The sequence below is a fragment of the Candidatus Thorarchaeota archaeon genome, from assembly GCA_013388835.1.
Taxonomy (GTDB): domain Archaea; phylum Asgardarchaeota; class Thorarchaeia; order Thorarchaeales; family Thorarchaeaceae; genus JACAEL01.
The window spans coordinates 24,088-46,038 of record JACAEL010000020.1 but is presented as its reverse complement, the minus strand read 5'-3'; the positions used below and the strand labels follow the sequence as shown (position 1 = coordinate 46,038).

General features: G+C 55.0%; 22 protein-coding genes. 12 read left to right on the top strand and 10 right to left on the bottom strand.

The genetic code is table 11. The features are described 5' to 3' along the window. Positions 1–274: 274 nt before the first annotated feature. Together HXY34_04285 and HXY34_04280 are read left to right on the top strand one after the other, a co-directional pair. Complete coding sequence (locus HXY34_04285) at positions 275–673, top strand: hypothetical protein (protein ID NWF95340.1); 399 nt, start codon at positions 275–277, stop codon at positions 671–673. Positions 674–685: 12 nt separating this feature from the next. Continuing rightward, entirely contained in the window at positions 686–859 is a 174-nt protein-coding gene (locus HXY34_04280) for a hypothetical protein (GenBank protein ID NWF95339.1), read from the top strand. Positions 860–905: 46 nt separating this feature from the next. On the opposite strand, the gene HXY34_04275 is transcribed toward HXY34_04280, so the two are convergent. Further along, positions 906–1,256 carry a VOC family protein gene (locus HXY34_04275; GenBank protein ID NWF95338.1) on the bottom strand — a complete coding sequence of 117 codons (351 nt, stop codon included), beginning with the start codon at positions 1,254–1,256 and terminating at the stop codon, positions 906–908. Between the two features lie 393 nt (positions 1,257–1,649). On the opposite strand from HXY34_04275, the gene HXY34_04270 reads away from it, so the two are divergent. Together HXY34_04270 and hutH are read left to right on the top strand one after the other, a co-directional pair. After that, positions 1,650–3,680 carry a urocanate hydratase gene (locus HXY34_04270; protein NWF95337.1) on the top strand — a complete coding sequence of 677 codons (2,031 nt, stop codon included), beginning with the start codon at positions 1,650–1,652 and terminating at the stop codon, positions 3,678–3,680. Between the two features lie 204 nt (positions 3,681–3,884). Continuing rightward, positions 3,885–5,411 (top strand): histidine ammonia-lyase, encoded by a 1,527-nt coding sequence (hutH, locus tag HXY34_04265; GenBank protein ID NWF95336.1) that lies wholly within the window; start codon positions 3,885–3,887, stop codon positions 5,409–5,411. Between the two features lie 5 nt (positions 5,412–5,416). On the opposite strand, the gene HXY34_04260 is transcribed toward hutH, so the two are convergent. Then, the gene (locus HXY34_04260; protein NWF95335.1) at positions 5,417–6,682 is read right to left on the bottom strand and encodes an imidazolonepropionase; all 1,266 of its coding nucleotides are present in this window, start codon (positions 6,680–6,682) and stop codon (positions 5,417–5,419) included. A 377-nt stretch (positions 6,683–7,059) separates the two neighbouring features. On the opposite strand from HXY34_04260, the gene HXY34_04255 reads away from it, so the two are divergent. Both HXY34_04255 and HXY34_04250 read left to right on the top strand, forming a co-directional pair. Further along, positions 7,060–7,689, top strand: a complete 630-nt coding sequence (locus HXY34_04255; protein ID NWF95334.1) for a phosphoribosyltransferase — start codon at positions 7,060–7,062, stop codon at positions 7,687–7,689. Between the two features lie 30 nt (positions 7,690–7,719). Then, positions 7,720–8,295: a hypothetical protein gene (locus HXY34_04250; GenBank protein NWF95333.1), complete on the top strand. Its 576-nt coding sequence runs from the start codon at positions 7,720–7,722 to the stop codon at positions 8,293–8,295. Between the two features lie 9 nt (positions 8,296–8,304). Here the strand turns inward: HXY34_04250 and HXY34_04245 are convergent, their stop codons facing one another. Together HXY34_04245 and HXY34_04240 are read right to left on the bottom strand one after the other, a co-directional pair. Continuing rightward, on the bottom strand, positions 8,305–8,859 hold the full coding sequence (locus HXY34_04245; GenBank protein NWF95332.1) for an RNA-binding protein: 555 nt from the start codon (positions 8,857–8,859) through the stop codon (positions 8,305–8,307). Then, entirely contained in the window at positions 8,849–9,544 is a 696-nt protein-coding gene (locus tag HXY34_04240) for a threonylcarbamoyl-AMP synthase (protein NWF95331.1), read from the bottom strand. Before HXY34_04240 ends, HXY34_04245 begins: the two co-directional genes overlap by 11 nt. 108 nt (positions 9,545–9,652) lie before the next feature. On the opposite strand from HXY34_04240, the gene HXY34_04235 reads away from it, so the two are divergent. The 3 genes from HXY34_04235 (at position 9,653) to HXY34_04225 (ending at position 11,748) form a co-directional block, all read left to right on the top strand. Further along, a complete protein-coding gene (locus HXY34_04235; GenBank protein NWF95330.1) occupies positions 9,653–10,642 on the top strand; it encodes an NDP-sugar synthase in 990 nt (329 codons plus the stop codon). After that, positions 10,614–11,261, top strand: coding sequence for a CDP-alcohol phosphatidyltransferase family protein (locus HXY34_04230; GenBank protein NWF95329.1), 648 nt, complete (start codon positions 10,614–10,616; stop codon positions 11,259–11,261). The genes HXY34_04235 and HXY34_04230 overlap by 29 nt, the downstream gene beginning before the upstream one ends. Positions 11,262–11,322: 61 nt before the next feature. Next, positions 11,323–11,748, top strand: coding sequence for a hypothetical protein (locus tag HXY34_04225; protein ID NWF95328.1), 426 nt, complete (start codon positions 11,323–11,325; stop codon positions 11,746–11,748). Positions 11,749–11,855: 107 nt separating this feature from the next. Here the strand turns inward: HXY34_04225 and HXY34_04220 are convergent, their stop codons facing one another. Beyond that, entirely contained in the window at positions 11,856–12,860 is a 1,005-nt protein-coding gene (locus HXY34_04220; GenBank protein NWF95327.1) for a VCBS repeat-containing protein, read from the bottom strand. A gap of 335 nt (positions 12,861–13,195) precedes the next feature. Between HXY34_04220 and HXY34_04215 the strand changes: the two genes are divergently transcribed. Together HXY34_04215 and HXY34_04210 are read left to right on the top strand one after the other, a co-directional pair. Next, on the top strand, positions 13,196–13,747 hold the full coding sequence (locus HXY34_04215; protein ID NWF95326.1) for a hypothetical protein: 552 nt from the start codon (positions 13,196–13,198) through the stop codon (positions 13,745–13,747). A 77-nt stretch (positions 13,748–13,824) separates the two neighbouring features. Further along, complete coding sequence (locus HXY34_04210) at positions 13,825–15,339, top strand: HD domain-containing protein (protein ID NWF95325.1); 1,515 nt, start codon at positions 13,825–13,827, stop codon at positions 15,337–15,339. On the opposite strand, the gene HXY34_04205 is transcribed toward HXY34_04210, so the two are convergent. Then, entirely contained in the window at positions 15,308–16,015 is a 708-nt protein-coding gene (locus tag HXY34_04205) for a hypothetical protein (protein NWF95324.1), read from the bottom strand. The genes HXY34_04210 and HXY34_04205 overlap by 32 nt on opposite strands. Further along, complete coding sequence (locus tag HXY34_04200; GenBank protein ID NWF95323.1) at positions 16,012–16,818, bottom strand: hypothetical protein; 807 nt, start codon at positions 16,816–16,818, stop codon at positions 16,012–16,014. Before HXY34_04200 ends, HXY34_04205 begins: the two co-directional genes overlap by 4 nt. Before the next feature lie 543 nt (positions 16,819–17,361). On the opposite strand from HXY34_04200, the gene HXY34_04195 reads away from it, so the two are divergent. Next, positions 17,362–18,468 carry an actin family protein gene (locus HXY34_04195; protein ID NWF95322.1) on the top strand — a complete coding sequence of 369 codons (1,107 nt, stop codon included), beginning with the start codon at positions 17,362–17,364 and terminating at the stop codon, positions 18,466–18,468. 272 nt (positions 18,469–18,740) lie between these two features. On the opposite strand, the gene HXY34_04190 is transcribed toward HXY34_04195, so the two are convergent. From HXY34_04190 to HXY34_04180, 3 genes are all read right to left on the bottom strand, one after another. Next, complete coding sequence (locus tag HXY34_04190) at positions 18,741–19,970, bottom strand: hypothetical protein (protein NWF95321.1); 1,230 nt, start codon at positions 19,968–19,970, stop codon at positions 18,741–18,743. A gap of 323 nt (positions 19,971–20,293) precedes the next feature. After that, positions 20,294–20,851, bottom strand: a complete 558-nt coding sequence (locus HXY34_04185; GenBank protein ID NWF95320.1) for a hypothetical protein — start codon at positions 20,849–20,851, stop codon at positions 20,294–20,296. Positions 20,852–21,048: 197 nt separating this feature from the next. After that, entirely contained in the window at positions 21,049–21,744 is a 696-nt protein-coding gene (locus tag HXY34_04180) for a hypothetical protein (protein ID NWF95319.1), read from the bottom strand. Positions 21,745–21,951 lie beyond the last annotated feature (207 nt).

Here is a 21,951-nt window from a genome sequence, read left to right as displayed (position 1 = left end):
GTTCTCAATCGCTCTGCTTGTCTTGCTCATCTATGTACGGTTGTTCGTCCCGCTGCCAGAGTGGCTGCTGTGGGAACTGCCACTCTAGTCCTCCGATGACTGATTCCACAAGCAGCCGGTCATGGGGCGAAGACCGCAGGACTACCATGCGCACTGGTCGTGTGTCAGTCGCAGGCGTGCGGACAGCATCATGCATTCACAGATAGGCTGTTCTCGTCCTGCATGGTTTGCCGAGGTATTGTTTATCTTGTTGTGTTTGCAGTGTTCTCATGCCATGTCTGCAGGACTGCGTGAGAAGCTTCCTCCCCGCGACAAGTATACGGTCAGGACACTGCTTGACGACACAAAACGCATCGACCCCACTCCGCGGTCTGTCTATCTGATTGGAAACGAGGTCGTCTATTATGAGTGGAACTCCTGTAATAGCGAGCTTGGAAGCGATAATCCCGTGACAGTCGGTCTCAAGACCGTACTGGAATTCATGGAGTCCAAGTATGAAACCATGCTCATTGAGGGCGAAATCTGGCGGACACGTGACACACCGAACGCGGTAATCAACCAGCTTGTGAAGTCACTCCCGCCCGAGGTGATGGAATACACACTGAGTCGGCCTGGCGAACACATCTACAGAGTCCTTGAGGCGGCGAGGGAAGAGCGTCTTCGAGAGATATAGGAGTATCGCCAGATGGAGGAGGGAATACGAAAGGAGGCAGAGGCCTCGCCCGATGACCCTGATGTCCAGAACAAGTTGAGACTTCTGCTCTGGATTCTTGGACACCACAAGGAGTCAAGTGAGGCATTCCAGAACGCCCGACGACTTGGATGGAGTAGCACATCGTCCTCTCTGGTCGCACTCTAGGAGCCTCGTAGGATAGGTTGTCCCACTAGGAGAGAAGTGTCACCGGCTATAGGTCATCTACTGGATGAAGAAACTGCTGGACCTCGATGACTCGACCTTCAGGACCTCTTGCAAGAAAGTGGTAGATCTGGTATTTCTGATTTGTCTTGGGCTCCCCCTCTGCACAATGCTTTAGTTTCTGATACATCCTGTCGACCTCGGTCTGCGTTGAGTAGTAAAGTGTCACTATCCCACAGAGGTCTGCAGCATCTCGACTGCAGAATCCTATGAGCAGGTTGTCTCTTCGCAGTATCACACAGTCTCTTTGGTCTAGCCATATGCTCATGTCCAGAGCATCGACGTAGAAACTGACCACCTTGTCAAGCATCTTGGTCCTGAAGAAGAGAATGCCGCCCATTCTGCGAGTTCCCTCAAGTGACAAGGGCCTGCCAGCAGTGACTTAAGAACTCGGCGACATCTGAGTAAGCGGCAGACCTCTCTAGGGCTACGCATGATGGTATAGGTCTCCCCTTTGAGCAGTACGTTGACCGATGTGCTGCGCATATATGACATGGGCGACTGGGACCGGTCTCTTGCATTCCCTATCCGTAGAGGTCCAACTCGGAGCATTACTGTCGGTAGGCCATCCATGTGTCCTGCGGTGATGGCACGGTCCGGACAGTGCTCTTGTCTGAGATTGACGAACAATCGGCACGCCAACAGAGTATGACCACCATACCAAGTTCGGCAATCAGCTGGTCCACCTAGTGGTAGCCTTTATGAACTAACCAAGTTGTCTCTTTAGTGGTGAATGCGTTTGGACCTTGATGTCACGCAGGCCATGACCCTGAGGTTGCCCGACGAGCTGCCCCCTGACCCTGTCTTTGACCCCCGTTATCGGAGAGCTCCAAGCAGAGGATATGAGCTGTCTGAGTCCGAGACTGTACTTGCAGTCAAGAACGCACTTCGGTACGTTCCCAAGAAGCACCACAAGAAGATGGCCGCAGAGTTCTTGGAAGAGCTCATCACACGGGGCAGAGTCTATGCCTACCGCTACCGTCCTCCCGGAGCCATCAAGGCACGTCCTGTTGACGAGTACAAGGGGATTCTCGAAGCACGAGCCCTTCAGCTGATGATTGACAACAATCTCGACTTCGATGTTGCCCTGTATCCATACGAGCTCGTGACGTACGGAGAGAGCGGACAGGTGTGTCAGTCATGGCTTCAGTACAGGCTCATCAAGCTCTACCTCGAGTCAATGACAGAAGAGCAGACGCTTGTTGTCAGTTCAGGTCATCCGGTTGGCCTCTTCCCTTCCAGTCGTGATGCACCACGCGTGATATCGACCAACGGACTCATGGTCGGGATGTTTGACACTCCTACAGGTTTCCAGCGGGCAGCCGCCATGGGTGTGGCCAACTACGGCCAAATGACAGCTGGCGGCTGGATGTACATAGGTCCCCAGGGCATCGTACACGGCACCTACATCACACTGTTGAACGCAGGGCGACTCTACCTGAAAATCCCTCCGGACAGGGACCTGAGTGGCAAGGTGTTCTTGACCTCTGGACTTGGCGGAATGAGCGGCGCTCAAGCGAAGGCAATTGAGATTGCTGGTGGCGTCGGAGTGATTGCCGAGGTTGACAAGAGTCGAATTGAGACTCGGAGCCGACAGGGTTGGTTGAAGCTCTCCTCCGACAGTCTTGAACAGGTATTCGACTGGGTGGAGGACCATCGAGCCAGCGGCCGTGCTGTATCAATCGGCTATCACGGGAACGTAGTGGACCTCTGGCAGTACGCTCTGGACGAGGGAGTGCAAGTGGACCTTGCCTCTGATCAGACTTCTTGTCATGATGTCTACGGTGGAGGGTACACCCCACAGGGGGTCACGTTCGAAGAGGGCCGAGAACTACTGCGCAGTGACCGGAGGCGATTCCGCGAGCTGGTAGACTCTTCCCTCCGGAAGCAATTCGAGCTCATCTCCGCAATGACCCGGCGGGGCACACACTTCTGGGACTACGGGAACAGTTTTCTGAAGGCCGTCTTCGATGCTGGAGTGACGTCAGTGGCACGAAACGGCAGGGATACAACTGAGGGCTTCGTGTTTCCGTCATACGTGGAAGACCTGATGGGTCCCCTCTGCTTCGACTACGGGTATGGGCCGTTCAGGTGGGTGTGTCTCTCAGGAAGACACGAGGACCTAGTGACCACCGATCAGACTGCGATGTCATGCATTGACCCGCACAGGAGAGGACAGGACCGTGACAACTATGTCTGGATTAAGAATGCTGAACGCAACCAGCTTGTAGTCGGGTCCCAGGCCAGAATCCTCTATGCTGATGGCGAAGGGCGAGTCAAGATTGCCCTTGCATTCAATAGGCTGGTCCGAGAGGGCAAGGTGGGCCCGATAATGCTTGGCAGGGATCATCACGATGTCAGCGGGACTGACTCTCCCTTCCGAGAGACCGCAAACATACGTGACGGCAGCAATGTGATGAGTGACATGGCGCACCAGTGCTGGGCGGGCAATGCTGCCCGAGGCATGACCCTCGTAGTGCTGTCGAATGGAGGTGGCGTGGGTACCGGCAAGGCCATCAACGGCGGATTCGGACTAGTGCTTGATGGCAGTGAGCGAGTGGACCGCACAATCCGTGTGGCACTGGACTGGGATGTGGTTGGTGGCATTGCCCGTCGTGCATGGGCTCGCAATCCCAACGCAATGGAGACCGCTGCTGAGTGGAACCGCAGAGCAGATGGTGCGGGACACATTACACTCCCCTACATTCCCGAGGAAGGCCTCGTGGAGGACATGGTCCGTAAGCGACTCGAGAGGATGCCCTGACAAATGATGACACCTGTTAGTGGTTCTCTATGCGACACCGATGAGCCACGGAACGTTACCATGCTGGAAGACTGGCTGCAGGAGAACGCAGTCCTTGTCCCAGTCAGAGTCCGAGTATGGCGTCCAGAGCAGACTGCCATGCGACAATCCTAAAAGACACACGACGGTCGCTGTGCCGAACACTTGGAGGTCACGGCCATATCAATCGATGTTGACGGTGAGCATCTGACCATCGAGTCGGTGGTGAAGGTTGCCAGAGAGGGTGCTCAGGTCCGACTGGCTGAGGCTGCCAGGGAACGAGTCCTGCAGAGCAGACGTGTGATAGAGCGTGCCATATCCGAGGGACGCACAGTCTATGGTGTCAATACTGGATTCGGTGACCTTGCGCATGTGTCCATTGCCCCGGACGACCTAGCGCGTCTCCAGGTGAACCTGATACGCAGTCACAGTGTAGGGGTCGGCGAACCGTTCCCGCCTGAAGTGGTACGGGGCATGATGCTTCTGAGGGCGAACGCACTCTCAAAGGGTTTCTCAGGAGTTCGTGTGGATGTGGTGGAGACCCTGCTTGCCATGCTCAATAGGGGAGTGACTCCCGTAGTGCCTCAGATGGGCTCTGTGGGGTCAAGTGGCGACTTGGCACCCCTGTCGCACATGGTTCTCGTCATGATTGGTGAAGGTGAAGCATTCTATCGCGGGAAGAGGATGGACGGGCGTTCTGCAATGAACAAAGCGGGGATAGTGCCGCTTGAGCTTCAGGCCAAGGAGGGTGTCGCTTTGATAAACGGGACCCAGCCAATGACCTCGGTCGGTGCATTGGCCGTGCATGATGCCATGGACCTGATGCGCAATGCTGTCATTGCGGCCTGCATGAGCTTGGAAGCACTGCGCGGGACACGAGTCGCTCTTGACGAGCGCATACACAATGTGCGACCACACAGAGGACAGCATGATGTGGCCAGTGCCATGCTTTGCCTTCTGTCAGACAGCGAGATAAACCGGTCTCATGCCAACTGTGGAAAGGTGCAGGACGCCTACTCGCTCAGATGCGCTCCTCAGGTCCTCGGCGCCTCACTTGACGCCATAAGATACGTGCGGGACGTGATTGCCACCGAGATCAACTCCGCTACTGACAATCCACTTGTGTTCACAGAGGGCAATGCCGTCATGTCTGGCGGAAACTTCCACGGGCAGCCCATCGCCCTCGCGATGGACTTTCTTGGAATCGCCCTCTCAGAGATGGCCAACATAGCTGAGAGGAGGGTCAACAGGCTCGTGGACCCGAAGCTCAGTGGTCTGCCAGCTTTTCTCACCCGCGAGAGCGGTCTGGAATCAGGGATGATGATTGCTCAATACACTGCCGCAGCACTGGTCTCAGAGAACAAGGTCCTTGCCCATCCTGCGAGCGTGGACTCGATACCAACAAGTGCAGAACAAGAGGACCATGTCAGTATGGGGACGATAGCGGCGAGAAAGGCTCGTCAGATACTTGAGAACGTCCGGAACGTCGTAGCAATCGAGTACCTGTGTGCTACACAGGGCATGGACCTGCTACTCCCACTCAAGTCCTCCCCTGCGCTTGAGACTGCCCGGGATGTCATACGCAAGTCTGTGCCATTCGTTGAAGATGACCGGCCACTGAGTGCGGACATCGTGAAGATACGAGAGATCATGGACTCCGGTCAGGTTGTCAAGGCGGTAGAATCGACAGTGGGTCCACTGTTGAGACAGTGAGCTGTTCATGTTCCAATCCTTGAGTGCACGACTTCCCCATTCGCAATCATGGTGTGAACCAAGTTCATTCCGAACCTGTAGGACAGGTACTCTGGACTAGGACACTCCAGCACGATGAGGTCTGCCCGTTTGCCCACCTCCACGCTACCCACCTCCTGCTGAAGTGCAAGTGCGTGGGCTGCGTTGACTGTGGCTGCGGTTATTGCCTCTCTCGGAAACATCCTCATCTTATAGCATGCGAGCGCAAGAGTGAAGAACATCGAGCTGTTAGCGCAGTTCGGATTGAAGTCTGTTGCAAGTGCTACAGGCAGGCCCATGTCTATCATCTTGCGCGCATTTGCATACTCGGTATTGAGGCTGAAGGCGGTTGCGGGGAGCAATGTCGCGATGGTCCCTGCTTTTCTCATTGCCTCAAGGTCGTCCTCTGATGCCCTCAGGAGATGGTCTGCGGATGTGGCACCCAGCTCGGCAGCAAGACCTGCCCCTCCCAGCTGAACTATCTCATCGGCATGCACCTTGAGCTTCATCCCGGCCTTCTTGGCCGCGAGAAGTATCCGTCTTGACTGTTCCACATCGAATACTCCCTTCTCGCAGAAGACATCACAGAACTGAGCAAGGCCTCTGGATGCGACTTGAGGTATCATCTCGCTGACCACGATGTCCACATAGTCATCGGTGCGACCCTCGTACTCTGGCGGCACAGCATGAGCACCGAGGAATGTGGCTACTATCCGGGCCGGAAGCATCTTGCCCAGAGCTGCCGCGACATCCAGCATCTTGACCTCTGTCTCGGTGTTCAGACCGTATCCGGACTTCACCTCTATCGTCGTGGTGCCCTCTCTGACCATCTCTTCTCCAAAGGAGAACGCTATCCTCATCAGCTGCTCTGCGGTGGCCTTTCTGGTCTCGGTGACACTGTTTAGTATTCCGCCTCCCGCCTTGAGTATCTCAAGATACGTCTTTCCAGCCAGTTTCATGGCGAAGTCGTTCTCCCTTGACCCGGCGAACACAAGGTGTGTGTGGCTGTCGACGAATCCCGGCATTGCGAACATGCCATGGCAGTCCATCTCTGGGAGGACTGGGTCTTCATCCAGTGATGCAACCACCTCCTCGGTCGTTCCGACCGCCTGGAACCTGCCGCCTGATACAGCTACTGCTGCATCTCTGACTATTCCGAGCTCTCTCATACTGTCTCCTACTCTCGGTCTCTTGCTTCCTCCCTCTAGGGTCGCAAGCTGACCAATGTGAGTCAATAGCAGGTCGGTTCTCAATGGTTCCGCCAACTGTCCTACTCACATCTCCCCTGATTTGTGTTGTGCCGTGCTGAGCACTAGGCGGTCGCTTGGGCAGAGTCTGTCGGAGTCTTGCCAGTCCTATGGATTAGCACTGGAATCACGCTTCGAGTCCTAATGATGTGTTGTAAGATTCGAGTTGCCGTGTTTCTGTATCAACACCAACAGACCACGCACGGCATGTCCACGAGTGTTCAACCTCCGAGCTTTTCTGTCCGCCTCCGCGAAGGCACGACCTGCCAACTTGGTGAACAGCCTCTCGTGTGACTAGCAATCTCACTTTCACTGACATCCAATCACCACTTGGCGAACCGTTTCATACGCATGACTGTGGAGCGCGGACTGACATACTTAATATGGTCCTTCTAGGCCATCCCGTGTCAAACCATCAGGCGTTCTGTGACATGAAGTACTTGATTCTGAGCTGGCAGGATGTCTACAACTTGACTCTGCAGCTTTCTGAGCGTATTGTCGAGAGTGGTTACAAACCCACAGTGATCGTGGGCATTGCGCGTGGAGGTTGGATTCCCGCAAGAATCCTATCTGATGTGCTCTACGCGAATACGATGTGGAATGTGCGGATTGAGTACTACACCGACTTGGGGAAGCGAGGTCGAGAGCCAAGAATCACCCAGCCGTTGCTGGTCCCGTTAGAGGGTCAGAGTGTCTTGGTTGTCGATGAGGTGGCCGACACTGGTGAGAGCCTATTCCATGCAATAGAGCACATCAAAGCACAGAGAGTCCAAGAGGTGAGATCGGCAGTGCTTCACCTGAAGGAGACCTCTCGTGTGATTCCCGACTACTACATGCAGAAGGTCGATGCTTGGACGGTCTATCCATGGGAGGTCCGAGAGTCACTCATCGCACTGGTGAAGAAGTTCAAGACGGACGACCCATCCTTGGACCTCAAGCAGATACGTGACAAGCTCGTCTTCGAAGTGGGATTCGAGCCCACTGTTGCCGACTATTTCATAAAGCGTCTCTAGCCTCCTCTGATGGGTACTTTTGAGATGCTCTTGGAAAGGCTGTACTACGGCAATGACACGTTCTGTGTTGGTATTGACGAGCTGAAGAACGTGCACAGGACGAAGTCAGACGAACTCGTTCGCATGGCATCAACGCAGTACAGTCATCTGATGGCAGTGCAGCTACTGAATCCGGTCTTGATCGCAGGTCCTCTGCATCTGCTGTCTGCAGCACAGAACGCGCTCAACGCGTGGATGGGCAAGTATGCGGTGGCTCGAAGTCTAGGTGTCGAGGTCGTACGATTCGCCTCCGCACAGAAACAGATCTCGACAGCGCTTCAGAAGATGGGTGTTGCCGATGAAATGGAAACCGTAGCAGTTCTGGTCATCGATAGGGACCCGGAACGTGTAGCTGAATGCATCAACCGGCTCTCGCTCGGGATTGGGCCCGGATGTGACATCCCGTTCGAGCCCTCTGCCGAGAGAATGCGGAACGTGATGGAGACCTTCGATATCACTGCAGAGGAGATTCGGACAATTGCCGCCTCCGAGTCCTTGCCGGACCTTCTCGAGTCTCTGTCTAGATGCGTCGCTGGCAGAGTATCACTTGTGGCCTTTGAGGACTGACAGAAGCCCTCAGTATTCCTCTCCACGCATTGTCATTATCGAGAGTATGTCTTCCTCTGGTCTCAGAATCGACACTCCGGTCTGCTCTCCAAGCACCTCAACGAGCACGGTCTTGTCGGGGTTGTCCAAGTCCACTCTTGAGTGGAACACCTCGGCTACCGCCTTCACTATCTTCATGGGGTCTAGCTGTGTGTGTCGTCTTCTGACTGTGACACGGAAGGACTCATCCGGTAGCACCTTTGACCCTATCTCCTGTGCCGCTGCGACAATATGGGCCAAGTCTGTTGGCACGGACCTCTCAATGGGAGTGAACTTGATTGCGAACCGGAACTGGTAGGGGTTCTCCTCTGCATAGGTCCTGAGGCGCCTGACTACCTCAAACGGGTCCAGTGAGGTCCAGCACATGATGAGCCCTGATATCTCGGTGATTGATATGTTGATTCTGTCGTCCCCCATTAGGTCACCAATGAAGTACTGGACCTCAGCCTTGGCAGCTCGCTCCCGGTCTCTTGGGCATCCGACAAGTAGATTCAGTCGTCGCAGATTGATTACCTCACATGTCACCGTATACTATCCGACTGGTCCAGAATCTGTGCGCGTCCGCATCGACGCGTAGACTCTCAGTCAGCCACTCTACTCGGAGTTGTCCTTCTCTGTACACCCGTATGTTGCTTGGTGGACCATGTTCAACACCCACTATTGTCGAGTTCATGGTGGCTTTTGATGGGCCTCCGTCAATATAGAGCGCCACCGCTTCCCCAAGCTGCCTCATTGCTGTCATGACCTCAAATGGGCTGTCGCCACCGCTGATATTGGCGCTGGTTCCGACAACTGGACTGCCTAGTCCCGCCGCAATCCCCCGAGGCACTTCATGGTCGGGAACGCGTACTGCTATTGACCTACGACTCCCAGCCACTGACTGGGGCATTGGCTTCTTAGCTGTTACAATCAGTGTCAGTGCACCCGGCCAGAAGAGTCGAGCTAGGACTTGCTCTAGGTCTCCGAACTCGTGATACTCTTCACACTGTGCCCGGTCAGCAAAGAGCAGAGGAAGTCCCACGTCTGGTGCTCTGATCTTCGTTCGAATCAGTTTCTGGACCGCATCCTCAACTCTTGGGTCACAGCCAAGACCATAGCTAGTGTCGGTGGGATAGACTACCAGCTCACCGGAGAGTAGTAGCTCTATGGCTGTCTCGATTGCCTCTTTCTGTTTCTCCGGACTGTCCACAACAATCGTCTGGCTCTTCAACGCGTTCAGTAAGATGCAGCGGCAAACATCCATATGGGCCTTACGTTTTGAGATGCAGGAGGGATTCCAATCCGCGCAGTGATACTTGCCGCCGGACGCGGAAGCAGAATGGCGGCACTGACAGAACACGTTCCAAAGGCACTGCTACCGTGTGTTGACGATACACTGCTGGGGCGTCTAGTCGTCACCTTGGAGGCTGCAGGGGTGGACAGTTTCACCGTAGCCGTGGGTTGGAAGGGTAGCCGTGTCCGAAGACACGTCGAAACGCATCTCCGCGACAAGAAGATTGACATGGTCGATGTGGCAGACTACGAGATAGGCCCGCTCCAGACGCTTGTAACAGCTCTGGAACATGTCGAGGACGATGTTGTTATGGTGGTGCCTGCAGACTTGGTGGCCAATGCAGAGGCTGCAAGGGCTCTCCTGCGGTCGTGGGATTGTCATGACCCCGTCACGCTCTCTGTTGACATTGGATCCACAGGTGGCTCGGCGGTATACGTTGATTCGGAGGGCCACCTCTCGTCTATCGGGGTTCCTTCGTCTGGAGCTCGGTTCTTGGGCAGCTCCTCAATGATGTTGCTCATGAGGACTGACATCGGCGACCTCTGCAGACGTCTGATTGAGAATGGGCAGACCCGAGTGGTTGATGTGTTGAATACTCTTCTCAAGCGGGGTGACCATGTCAGCCATACGTCGACGCCCGGGCCTTGGTTTGACATAGACAGTGTCAGTGCACTGCTCAATCTGAACCACTATTACCTGGACAGAGTCGCTCAGGTACAGTCGGGCTGTCTGTTCGTACCACCGGGTGACACAGTCCACTTTGGTGCACCGGTTCGCCTCGGGTCCTCTATCACGATTGGTGCAGGATCGGAGATTCGTGGACCGACACTCGTGGGCCCCGGCTGCTCTGTCGGGGGGGACTCAAGGGCCGGGCCCTACACCATCCTAGTGGATGACTCGCACTTGGGTCTGCGGTCAGAGACCCGTGAGAGCATCGTGTTTGGCCAGTCGCGTATTGGTGATGATATGGTGGTCGATTCTTGTGTTGTCCACGGTGGAGTCACCTATGGGAGGAATGACTGCAACGAGCCCTAGTGCTTGGCGCCTCAGACGGCTATTCAAGAGACCGGTCCTGTTCCTAGGACGACTCTGTGCGTCAGCGAGTATCCGCCCGGACTCCATCACGTATATGTCTCTGCTCATGGCATTCCTTGGTCTACTGGCGCTAGTCCTATTCCACTCCGGCCCATACTATGGGGTCTTCGTGTTTCTCACAGGTCTTCTTGACGGTGTGGATGGCGCCACAGCTAGAGTGTCCGGCCGAAGTTCGTTGCACGGGGCGTTCATCGATTCGACTGTCGACAAGGTTGCCGAGGTCGTGCTGCTTGTCGCAGTGGCTCTGGCCTTTTCAACGCAGGATATCCTTGGAGTCCAAGTGTCCGTCTGGGTCTGTGTGTGTCTTGCCGGGTGGCTAATGACAAGCTACACTCGTTCGAGAGCGGAGAACCTTGGTGTTGCGGACCTGGATGTGGGCCTTGGCGGCCGCTCTGAGCGTCTGTTCGTCCTGTTCATCTTCTCAGTGGTTGATTGGGTCCTCTGGGGCCTAGTGGCAGTGACAGTGATTGGACTGTTCACGGCCGGCTACCGAGTCATGCACTACGGGCGTTCACTAAGAGCACAAGATTCAGCCTCACGCAATGAACGCATGACATGAAGTCACCATCAGACTTAAGTGTGCGCCACTACCGCGACATCGTCATATTCTGACTGGGGTCTTGATGATGGCAAAGTTTAGGGCTGACCACTATCTTATCGCCGAATTCGAGTCTGTAAAGGATAATATGGCAACTGGCGAGAAGGTTCTTGCCGCTCTAAAGGAGATGCCTGAGCTGAAGGATCTCGCCATAGTGTCTAGGAGAATGGAGGGGCGAAACTGGGTGGAGATCGTCGGCCGTATTGACATTCCTGCGGGTTCTAGGGCCTTCTGGGCAATGGTCAAGAAGGAGCTATCAGAGCGGGAACCCTATCACCTCTTCGTTCGAATTGACATAAACGCAGAGGGTGAGAACATCGAGAAAGCTCGCGCCGCAGCCAAGAGCTGGATTGAGGCTCAGTTCGTTCCGCGAATAGAGGCGCACACTGATGTGAAGTCTATCAAGGTCTTACAGGCAAAAGACTTCCAGCTCCCAAAGCGCAACTAAGAGTGTCCACGCTTCTGTGACAGTCACAGCAGAGGCAAGGTCGTGCAGTCCTAGGCTGTATGTGGTATGGAGTTTCCGTCCGTGTGTCTGCACGTCATGGGTGGCGTTCATGTTTGGACGGCTATGACGTAGAAGCTATTGCCGACTGCCTGAACGATTCTTGTACCCTCTCCCATTGGGTTGCCTACTGCAATTCGGGCCTCTGCTGCCTTCCTCTCAGTCTTCAGGCTCCCGACGGGGTTCAGTCTTCTCCCCTCCAGTGCCATCACGGCCAAGTGTGAGTTTCCCTCACAGACAACTATCTGCTGTTGCTGAGACCCTTGGTCATAGAGCGACCCGACTCGCACGGAGGTGACCACTCCCGGTGCTCTGATGTTGTCCAGTGGCTTGATAGTGCCCTGATCGACCGAGAAGAGGCCTATCTGTCGGCCATCTGAAACAGTGACTATGTCGTCGTTTCGCTTTCCTGCGATTCTGCCCGTCGCGACCAGCGAGACCGGTCCCCTTGTTTCAGCGCGCATTGCCTCGTGTAGTCGGTCATCAGCGTACTGGTAGACATAGATATGTCTGCTCTCATCACCATACACGACTCGCGTGTAGGGCACACCTTGGCTGAAGAGTGGCTGCACTGAGAAGGCGGGTTGTTCCACAACCTTGTGTGCGAGCTTGTCCAGTGCAGTGTCAAACCACCCATAGCACCGAAGGGCCTTGTCATTCGAACCAACTATCACCTCGGCCCTCTGGTCTCCCTGAACGTTGGTCGCGCACACAGAAGTGGGCAGGGTCCCCAACGGGCACACAGTCCTGAGTTTGAGTCCTCCTTTTCCTAGAGTGATCACTCTCAGCGTATCATCAAGCCCGCCGAGCACGATGTCTGGTCTTCCGTCTCCAACCACGTCACCGATACTCATTGCTGAGGATGGTGGGAGATCCCTCATCACAGCTAGTTCCCTGAAAGCTCCTGGGCCCGGCTCAAGAGCTATGACCCTGACATCACCGGCGACAGTAGTGACTATTACCTCGTCCTTGCCGTCCCCATTCATGTCCTTCATCTCGAGAAGCGTGACGGCCTCTCTGATTGACACCTCTGCTTCGGTACTCAGAGTCACCATTGTACAGCGGCCTCATCGTGTGGTGGAGCAGGCCGCTTGGGGTACGCGGCATCTGCCTCGGGGTTGGCGCTTCTGGACAACAGAACGATGTGCATACATACGTCGAGTCTGGGGACAGACTCTGGATGCATCAGGCGCTTCCTAAGTCCTGAGAAGAGACCCCAGCGCCGTCATTCAAGGGTAACAAGGCTCCTGTTTCCAGCTCTGTCCAACGGACACTGTGCGATTGCCATATCGATTTAAGAGTTGTTCCACTCGATGGTTCACAGAACTGTTGCGGTGCTTAAGTCGGAGAGCGAGGCACTCACGACTGACCTGCGAAAAGAGGCCCCTTCATGGATGAGCTTGACTGCGAACACTGGAATGCCTCAGGCGAAGAGGTGATTCGGGACCTACGCTCCTTCATTGACGAGTTCGGTTCGTTCACCCCAGACTGGTTCATTGAAGTCAAGTTCCATCTTCTGAGAACGTCCGGTTTCACTCGTGAGAGCAGGATGCAGTTCTGCCGACTGTCCATTCGCGAACGACTCTGTCCTAGCTGCAGCAGTCTCTACTTGGCCAAAGAGTGTCCACTCTGGTATCGCCTGTTTAGGGCTGTGCGGAAGGACATCCTCCGCAGGGCGCCTCCGTGCATACGGCTCGCCTACGAGAAGAGGAACATCCTGAAGGTCGTTGACTACATGGTCAAGGCGGGGCTACTCAGTCCGCCATTCTATCATGCACGCATGGCGCCCTCCTGCAAGAGCATGGCACACTGGGGTTATTGTAGACCGGACGAGTATTGTCACTTCATGACAGTCCCGAACACGCTTGAATACACGAGAGCTCGGGAGGAAGTACGAAGAAGTGGAAGACTGCCATCGGACGGAACCAGACCCCGCTCTTGATACCACTTATTAGTCCGATGGAAGCATCAAATTGTCGAATGAACATGACGACCGGGTCTTCTAACAGGAGTGGCGGATTGCGATCACGCATATCTGACCTCGACACCGACCTTGTGACACTCATCAGAGTGACCGGGCTGCGCGAGCAGTCCTTGTCGAAGGCCCAGAGCAGTCCCGCGGAATGGTCTGCTGTTCAGAGGCGGCTAGCAGAACACAAAGAGATGCTTGATCTTGCCGAGGTGCACTCCCGGCAGAAGGCGATACAGGACCCGGTCCATGGCGCAATAGTCCTCTCTCCATGGGAGCTGGACCTGGTCTCGTCTTGGGAGATGCTTCGGCTGAGATACGTGCGGCAGTTGGGCCCTGCACACCTCGTCTACCCTGGAGCAAACCATACTCGATTCGAGCACTGCCTTGGGACCAACTTCCTAGCCAAGAAGTGCATCAGTGTTGTGAGCTTCTGCGATGACGTGAGCCGACCCTGTTTTCGTCCTCTCTCGGAGCTGATGGATGAGGAGCACCAGAAGGTTTTCCGCGCTGCCGCACTGCTTCACGATGTGGGGCATCCGCCCACGTCCCATACCATAGAGTTCGCACTGAAGTCTTGGGCTGGCATTGACCATACCGACCTGGGGGAGTTTCTGATACTGCACAGTGGTCTCAGAGATGTTCTAGAGCAGAACAGCATCGAACCCGAAACAGTGGTTCAAGTGCTGAAGCGGCGGTCAAGAGACCCTTTGCTGTCGCTCATCTCAGACTTCATTGACTCCCCCCTTGACATTGACAAGACTGACTACCTGATTCGGGACGCCCACTTCAGCGGGGTCGAGCTTGGCATCTTTCCGGCAGAGAGAGTGCTGCTCACGAACCGAGTGGCAAGGCATTCCAGTGGAAGATGGATGAGAGCCTTCATGTCCAAGGCACTACACTCCCTTGAGGCGCTCATACTCAGCCGGATATGGATGTTCAGCGACCTCTATCTTCACCATGCCGTACGTGTTGCTGAAGCACTGACTAGCAAGGCCACATACTTCCGACTGAAGGAGGAGGGACTCTCCAAGAATGAGTGTGTTGGCATGTTCACCCGGATGACCGATGGTGACCTCTACCGCTGGCTGGAGTCGTCCGACATAGACTTTGTGAGAGAGTATGCGGCAAGAATACGCTATCGACGACTGTTCAAGGTGGTCCTCTCCCACTCCTTTGGTGCGTTCGACCAGGACACGCTGACTCGGCTGCTGAGACTGGAGGACGACCTGTCGGCTCTCCTGAGAGCTGAGGAAGAGATTGCTGGCGATGTCGGCCGGGTCCTGATTGACATCGTGAAGGTGGACTTAGGCGACAGGTTTCTGGGGGAAACACCTCTTCTGGTGGGCAACGAGTCATCAGGCTTTCAGATGGTTCGCCTAAGGGACACTAGAGAAGGTAGACCCATTCTTCTCGCGCTACGTCAGCAAAGACAGACAATCCCCGGAGTGCGTCTGTACTCGCCTCCCAGTATTGCAGAGTCTGTACGGCAGAGGTTCTACGAGATGTTCCCCATCAGTGTATCACCGGAATCTACGCCTGAGTTCGACCCGACTGACTACTGACCCTGCGGTCAAGCAGAGCCACAATCGCTGCGATGCCGTCAAAGTCAGAGTTGACATAGGCTGCCCCGCTGACGGCCTCAACAAGAGACCCCTTGATGTGCTCAATCTCGGATCTGCTGGTGGTCGGGGGGTCGAAGTGAATCCTGTACTTGTAGAGTCCCCATGCGTCGCAGAGCTGAGCCAGTGTTTCATTGCTGACGAGGTTGGCGCGTCTCTGAGTAAGACGTCCGACGCCCTGCAGCGAGTCACTCCAGAGGTAGTGGAGCGCGACAAGCGAGATGGCCGCATCCCCGAGGAGTGCCAGTTCCTTGGCAAGCTCGCTTAGGAGTTCAAGGTCTGTGAGCAGGGCACCATACCCCTCTTGGCTTGCATAATGGACCCGCATCTCGCTGAACACATTCTTAGTGCTGGGCTGGAAGAGAGACGTGGCCAACAGGTCCGGGTCAAGAGGTTGACCTATCTCCGACTCAATATGTGGCCGTAGAGTTGCGTCTATACTGCGCAGCTGTGCCTGCATGTATGAGATGTCCTGAACCCATCTCTGAGTCTTGAGGTGTTCCCGGGGAGACAGATGTCCTTCTGCAAGGTCGTCGTTCACAATCGCGAGGGCCCTGTCGAGCGCATCCATGACTGCAAAGGACCTGATGGAGATCTTCGCTAGACGGCTCTGTGTCATATGAGACCACGCCCGGCAAGGTAGTGGGTGATACTAGAACCGGTGCCCTCGCGGCGTCGAATGTACATGGCAGGGATTGAGTAGTCGGTTGCAAGCAGACAGAAGGCTATGCCAATGATGGGCGGAGCAGTTGTCAGGTCAAAGACAATGTTGTGTTCTGTTACCTCCTCGAGAATCACCCTCTCAATGTAAGCGTATGTTGCCATCAAGTCGCCCTGTCTGTTCCCCTCATAGTACCCAACAACCTCGAGAGGCAGCTCGTGCCATACCGCGGAGTACCTCTTTGTGGCGCCGGCAGGGATGAACCTCTCCAAGTCCTTGACCACTCCCTTTGAGAACCTCTCCCTTTCGACCACTATCCTCAGGTTGCGGTAATGTGGCTCGGACTCCTTCATGAACCAGTGCATGAGGCCCCTGATGTCATCAGGCCGGGACATGGATGTGACAACGGTGGTAGGTCTTGTTATGTCAAGGACCCGTCTTATGGCGTGTATTGCCTTCGGTTGGAGCGAATACAGTCTCTGCTGGGAGTCCTTTCGACTCGTGATTACACCAATGTCCTCCAGATGCCGCGTGTTAAAGTAGAGCTTTGGGTCCGTCACATTGAACTTCTCTGCGTCGACGACCTTTCCCTCCGTGTCTTCTACGTGATGAATCATGTCTTCCTTGATCTTCTCTCTGAGGTACGTGCCAGTCTTGGGACCTGATTCGAGTTCCCGAAGTATGACGCCCCGTGCTCTCACGCTGTCAATCTCAACCCTCACGACCTCATCTACGGTCGGTTTCAGTCCGTTGGATGCCATTCTGACTCACTCTGTATTACATATATTTACCATATAGGTCTTTAGTGGTCTGGAGATCCCTGTTCTCTCGCAATCTGGCTGCCAGAACTGAATGACACATCAGAAACGCCTCCTTGTAGTTCGACATGGTTAACACCCCCTGTTTCTGGGCCTCAGATGCCATCTACAGGCGAAATCTTTGTTTGCGCATACCGACCCCATAATGACCAACAAAAATACGTCATATATAGTTCATATTGTTACAAGGGCCTTTCTGATGTCCATACACTGTGAGGCAAGACGAGACACCTTCTGTCAAGGTCCCAAGAAATGGCCCTCCAGAGGTGCTAGAGCCAAGAAAGGCCATATTGCCACTTCGGGGTCATACAGAGAATACAATACATCATATATATATATTATATCAATCTATTGAAACAGGCCATTTTTCGGCCCTGTTCAAACAAGGCTTAAATACAACAGGGCTCCACATAGTCCTAGCACAGAGTAACTGTGGGTGAGTGAATCATCTCATCATTTTGAACAAGAAAAAGTGAGGACCCTGAAATGGCTGAAGACGAGTTTCTAGGAGCAAAGCCCATCGTCATCGACAATGGCACTGGGCTTAGCAAGAACGGATATGCGGGCGAGGACCAGCCACGCAGTGTGTGGCCCACCCTCATCGGGTATCCAAGGTACGAGTCCATAATGACGGATGTCGACCACTATACACGAGACTACTACATCGGTGAAGAGGCAATCAACCTTCGAGGTGTGCTGCGCCTGGTCTACCCTATAACACACGGTGTGATTGACGACTGGGACGCAATAGAGAAGATCTGGAGCTACACCTTCTACAATGACCTCAAGGTGGACCCAAGTGAGAACCCTGTTCTCCTGACGGAGGCCCCGTTCAACCCGCGCGAAAACAGAGAGCGCATGGCCTCTGTGATGTTCGAGAACTTTGGAGTCCCTGCAGTGTACGTGGCCACTCAGGCCGTGCTGTCACTGTACGCTTCGGGTCGTACCACCGGTCTGGTCGTTGACTCTGGTGATGGTGTTACGCACATCGTGCCCATCTACGAGGGCTTCTCTATCAACCACGCCATCCGAAGAATCGACCTTGCTGGTCGTGACATCACCGAGTACCTGCGAAGACTGCTCAGACAGAGGGGCTACTCCTTCGTCAGCGGTGCCGAGAAGGAGATTGTGAGAGACATCAAGGAGAAGCTCTGCTATGTCGCACTGGACCCCGAGAGGGAACGGACAGTTGCAGACAAGGCCGGTGTCGACAAGCCCTATATGCTCCCTGACGGTGAGGTCATCACCATCGGTGCGGAGCGGTTCCAAGGACCCGAGCTGTTCTTCAATCCCAGCGCCATCGGTCTCGACACCATGCCACTAGATGAGCACATAGTCGAGTCAATCAAGGCCTGTGACGTGGACCTGCGACGCGACCTCTACGCCAACATAGTGCTCTCCGGCGGTTCCACCATGTTCCCAGGACTCAAGGAACGACTCCACAAGGAGATCACCGAACTGGTACCTGAGAACATAGAGGTACGAATCATCGCTCCTCCTGAGCGCCAGTACTCAGTATGGATTGGTGGCTCTATCCTTGCCTCTCTGAAGACCTTCCAGAATGCTGCAGCGATTCCCGTTGCAGCCTGGTGAATGTGGGTCTCCAGAAAGGAATTCGAGGAAGCGGGACCGGAAGTCATCCACCGCTGTATCTAAGCGATTCAAGTCTGGTGTACGAAGCGAGGGCCGCGAGCCCTCCTTCGGCTATCTTCTTCTTCATCATATTCTTCTTCTGCTAAGCCCTCTACGAGTCCTAGTGACCGTCAGAGCAATCTCCGAACCGACGCGACATGCTGTGACGAAGGCGCAGGCAACTCTCGGTGTGCGACCGTCACGTCCGGGTCGGCCAGATAGTGTTCTGGTCACTAGGTCTTTGCCAGAACGACGAGGTTCTCAGCGGAAGTACGGTCATCCCTCCTCTGCGTGGCCGGATTCACATGGTAGGAGAATAGCCTTCGCGCAACTATCGTGTCGACTAGCGTGACCTCATGGGTCCATCCCAAGTCCACAAAGTGCTCAGCCATGATCCGATCGATTGGGACTTGCCTTCCCCTCATGCTGGACCGTCCGACGAACAGGAACAAGCGCGAAGTTATGTCTTTCGAGAGGCGTGTGAGCGCCCCGATGACCCCGCTGAAGTATGCGTCATACAACTTGCGAATATGGTGCTCGCGTATACCATCCCTGATTTTCTGGAATGTCTCCGACCGGATACGCTCTGGTGCTACCGAGCGATAGGGTAGTTCCAGCTTGCTGAGTCGTCTGACCTCTCCTTCACTGTAGCCGAGCCAATAGAGGTCCATCTTGGCATACCTCATGTACTCCTGTGACTGGAGGTATGGCGGCGAAGTGATGAGGATGTCTGCAGAGCCCTCGAGGTTGGCTGTGAGTGTGTCCACGCCACCCCTTACCGTGGATGACACACACTTGGGTGAGAGCGCATTGTACTCAATCAGTCTCCTCTGCACAGCGGAAACCCCGTTGCGCAGCATCGTGCTGAACCTCGACTCCCAGTCTTCCTTTGCCAGACGTGCCACCCTTTCACATGACCTCGGTGACTTGGACAGCTTCATGCGGCCCATGTCGTCAAGTGAGAAGTGGCGGCTGACCCTGAGAAGTGGAATGGTCAAGACGAGCTTGGCGTACTGGTCCTCAAGTGAATGGTAGTACCCCCAGGCGCGAGAGAGCACTCGAAAGAACTCTTCGGGAAACCAGTACTCGTAGTTCGACCAGTCTGGGATGAACTCATGCTCGCTCGACTCCACCGCTCTCACAAGCGCATCGACATCAATTGGTGCAGGCTCGAGCACCGCTATTCTGTGGAGGGTCTCAATGAGGGGATTCAGGTCCCACATCTCATAGTCACAACCGTAGACTCTTGACACCACCCCCACGGTGCCATATCCAGCAAACGGGTCAAACACCTTCATGCCAGGTCGAGCGTAGTTCTTGAGGATGTACATGATGACCTGGGGAATGAACTTGGCCGGGTAGCGATAGAGCCCAAATGTAGCATGGGTGGTGGATGGGAGGTCAATCAACTCCCTGAAGGTGACTTCTCTCTCTCTACATGCTGAGTCATTGTTCTCCACCATTCACACCTTCAGCTCACAGCAGGTCATGTCGCACTTCCAGTACTTCATGCTGCCCCAGTCGACTCTTAAGGACATGGCTGCCGATGCGCATCCAGTGCCCCCGGGATGCACACAGTTGGCGGAATGACATCCCGCCATGTCCAACTTGTGCTGAATGGTCCCCTCTTGACTCGGTTCACATTCATCTGACTGAAAGATGTCGTTTACTGCCGTAATCCGTCGAGTCTCTTGGTCTTCCTGTTGTCGCCGCCACACAAGAGTATGACAGGCGCTGTGTTCAAATCAGCAGAGGCCACAGATACGCTCAAGTCTGATAGTATTCTTCAACGGGACTGACCCGTGTTTCTGCGCTTCCTGCTCCACTTCGTGATGACTTCCGGCACGTCGGTGCCCACTGCGCTCATCACTATCACGGTGCTTGACACAGGATCGCAGACGCGTACGTTGATGTACTCCTTGCCCGGACTCCGATGCGAAAGCGACTCTCTCATGAACTGCCAAGCTTCGAGCCCTTCCAGACTCGTGCGTGGGATCTCCCTGACTATGAACGTTCCTAGCACTTCCACCAGTCGGCGGTCGGTGATGTAGTACATGGTCCTTTGGACTTGAAACGACTTGTAGAGCACACGGATGAGCATGATCAGGAGGCCGAAGCCCCCGATGATTCCAACAACGTTCATGATGACTTGGGCCACTACTCCTGCAGTGTGACTTGCGGAGGCGAGCGAAAGGAGTATGATTGTTCCGAGAAGCAGTGGGAGGACTCCTTGAAGGACACAGGTTCGGTAGCTGAGCCGGGCATTCTGACTCCACTGAACGGTCTCGTTGTCGTCCAGACCTTGGAACTCTCGGAGCGGTTCCCCATTATTACTTGATGGCACTTGGACACCCTGTCTTCGTCTGTTGGTCCATGTATTAACACTGCCGGGCTTCGGGGAGCAATGGGCGATAGCCTGAATCTGGCCTCATCTGATGCTAGTGAGAGTCTCCATATCGAGTACAAGCGTCGGAGTGAGATGCGTACAGGGCGTAATCCAAACCCTGAGTGGGCACAGCATCCCACAAGAGGCTCGTGGCCCTACAACTTGACTCTGAGGTATATCCAGAACGCGAGGATAGCAAACGGTTTCACAAGCATTCTGAGGATGTGGTTCTTGACGTAGAACGGGTTCTCCCAGATGAGGAGCACGCCATAGCTCAGACTGTCGGGGTCGTCGAAATAGCCCGGGATGATCTTGCCTATCTTGAGACCTGCTCGCTTGTAGAAACGGACTTCGGGGTCCAGAGGCCTGCCCATACTGTCCTTGGCCTCCAGATACTCCTCAGGTGTCATCTTGTCGGCGTATTCGCTGTATTTCGGTATGCGTCCGCCCAGGACTCCCCGTTTCAGGTTGTGATGTATCGCATACCGTCCGACCTCGGCCAACAGTCTAGTGCCAGTCTTTGGGGGTGCGCTTGGTGTCGCGCTGAGGTCAATCCCGAATATTGTCTCGCCGTCAGGCTTGTGCGAAGCCCTTATCATCCCGTTGTCGGTGGCCTGTTTCCATGTGGTGACAGGGTTGCTTGTGTCGTAGTGTACCCGCTCAAACGCCACTACGCCGACAAGACGCCCCTCGTACTCGGCAACATGCACTCCCTCGGGGAAGACCTCAATCCTTGACCGAAACATCTCTTCCGTTGCTGCTTCCCCGGGCGGCCATGTCTCATTCTCGACACGGACTATCTCAGGAACGTCACTCATCACGGCTTGCCGCACGCGCACCTTCTTGGTCATAGCTGTCCCAGAGAGTCGGCCATGTGGCCGATATTTGTCTTCCTGTACGCCGGATGGACAGGACAGAAGCTCAAAGCGGATAGGTGATCTGCAGTTGACAGAGAGTTGGACGGTCTTGGACTGCATGGGCCCCGCGTCGTTTCGCTTCGATTCGCAGAGCTGAGCCGAATCACCCTGACGCTGATTTCAGCGCAGCGCAGCACGCAG

What these genes read in the sequence shown, in the direction of transcription:
- HXY34_04280 (NWF95339.1), top strand. Translation starts at nt 686, where the DNA reads ATGGAGGAGGGAATACGAAAGGAGGCAGAGGCCTCGCCCGATGACCCT.
- HXY34_04190 (NWF95321.1), bottom strand. Translation starts at nt 19,970, where the DNA reads ATGGTGGAGAACAATGACTCAGCATGTAGAGAGAGAGAAGTCACCTTC.
- HXY34_04200 (NWF95323.1), bottom strand. Translation starts at nt 16,818, where the DNA reads ATGGCATCCAACGGACTGAAACCGACCGTAGATGAGGTCGTGAGGGTT.
- HXY34_04215 (NWF95326.1), top strand. Translation starts at nt 13,196, where the DNA reads ATGGATGAGCTTGACTGCGAACACTGGAATGCCTCAGGCGAAGAGGTG.
- HXY34_04235 (NWF95330.1), top strand. Translation starts at nt 9,653, where the DNA reads ATGGCGGCACTGACAGAACACGTTCCAAAGGCACTGCTACCGTGTGTT.
- HXY34_04220 (NWF95327.1), bottom strand. Translation starts at nt 12,860, where the DNA reads ATGGTGACTCTGAGTACCGAAGCAGAGGTGTCAATCAGAGAGGCCGTC.
- HXY34_04230 (NWF95329.1), top strand. Translation starts at nt 10,614, where the DNA reads ATGGGAGGAATGACTGCAACGAGCCCTAGTGCTTGGCGCCTCAGACGG.
- HXY34_04195 (NWF95322.1), top strand. Translation starts at nt 17,362, where the DNA reads ATGGCTGAAGACGAGTTTCTAGGAGCAAAGCCCATCGTCATCGACAAT.
- HXY34_04255 (NWF95334.1), top strand. Translation starts at nt 7,060, where the DNA reads ATGGTCCTTCTAGGCCATCCCGTGTCAAACCATCAGGCGTTCTGTGAC.
- HXY34_04180 (NWF95319.1), bottom strand. Translation starts at nt 21,744, where the DNA reads ATGACCAAGAAGGTGCGCGTGCGGCAAGCCGTGATGAGTGACGTTCCT.
- HXY34_04285 (NWF95340.1), top strand. Translation starts at nt 275, where the DNA reads ATGTCTGCAGGACTGCGTGAGAAGCTTCCTCCCCGCGACAAGTATACG.
- HXY34_04270 (NWF95337.1), top strand. Translation starts at nt 1,650, where the DNA reads ATGCGTTTGGACCTTGATGTCACGCAGGCCATGACCCTGAGGTTGCCC.
- HXY34_04275 (NWF95338.1), bottom strand. Translation starts at nt 1,256, where the DNA reads ATGGGCGGCATTCTCTTCTTCAGGACCAAGATGCTTGACAAGGTGGTC.
- HXY34_04205 (NWF95324.1), bottom strand. Translation starts at nt 16,015, where the DNA reads ATGACACAGAGCCGTCTAGCGAAGATCTCCATCAGGTCCTTTGCAGTC.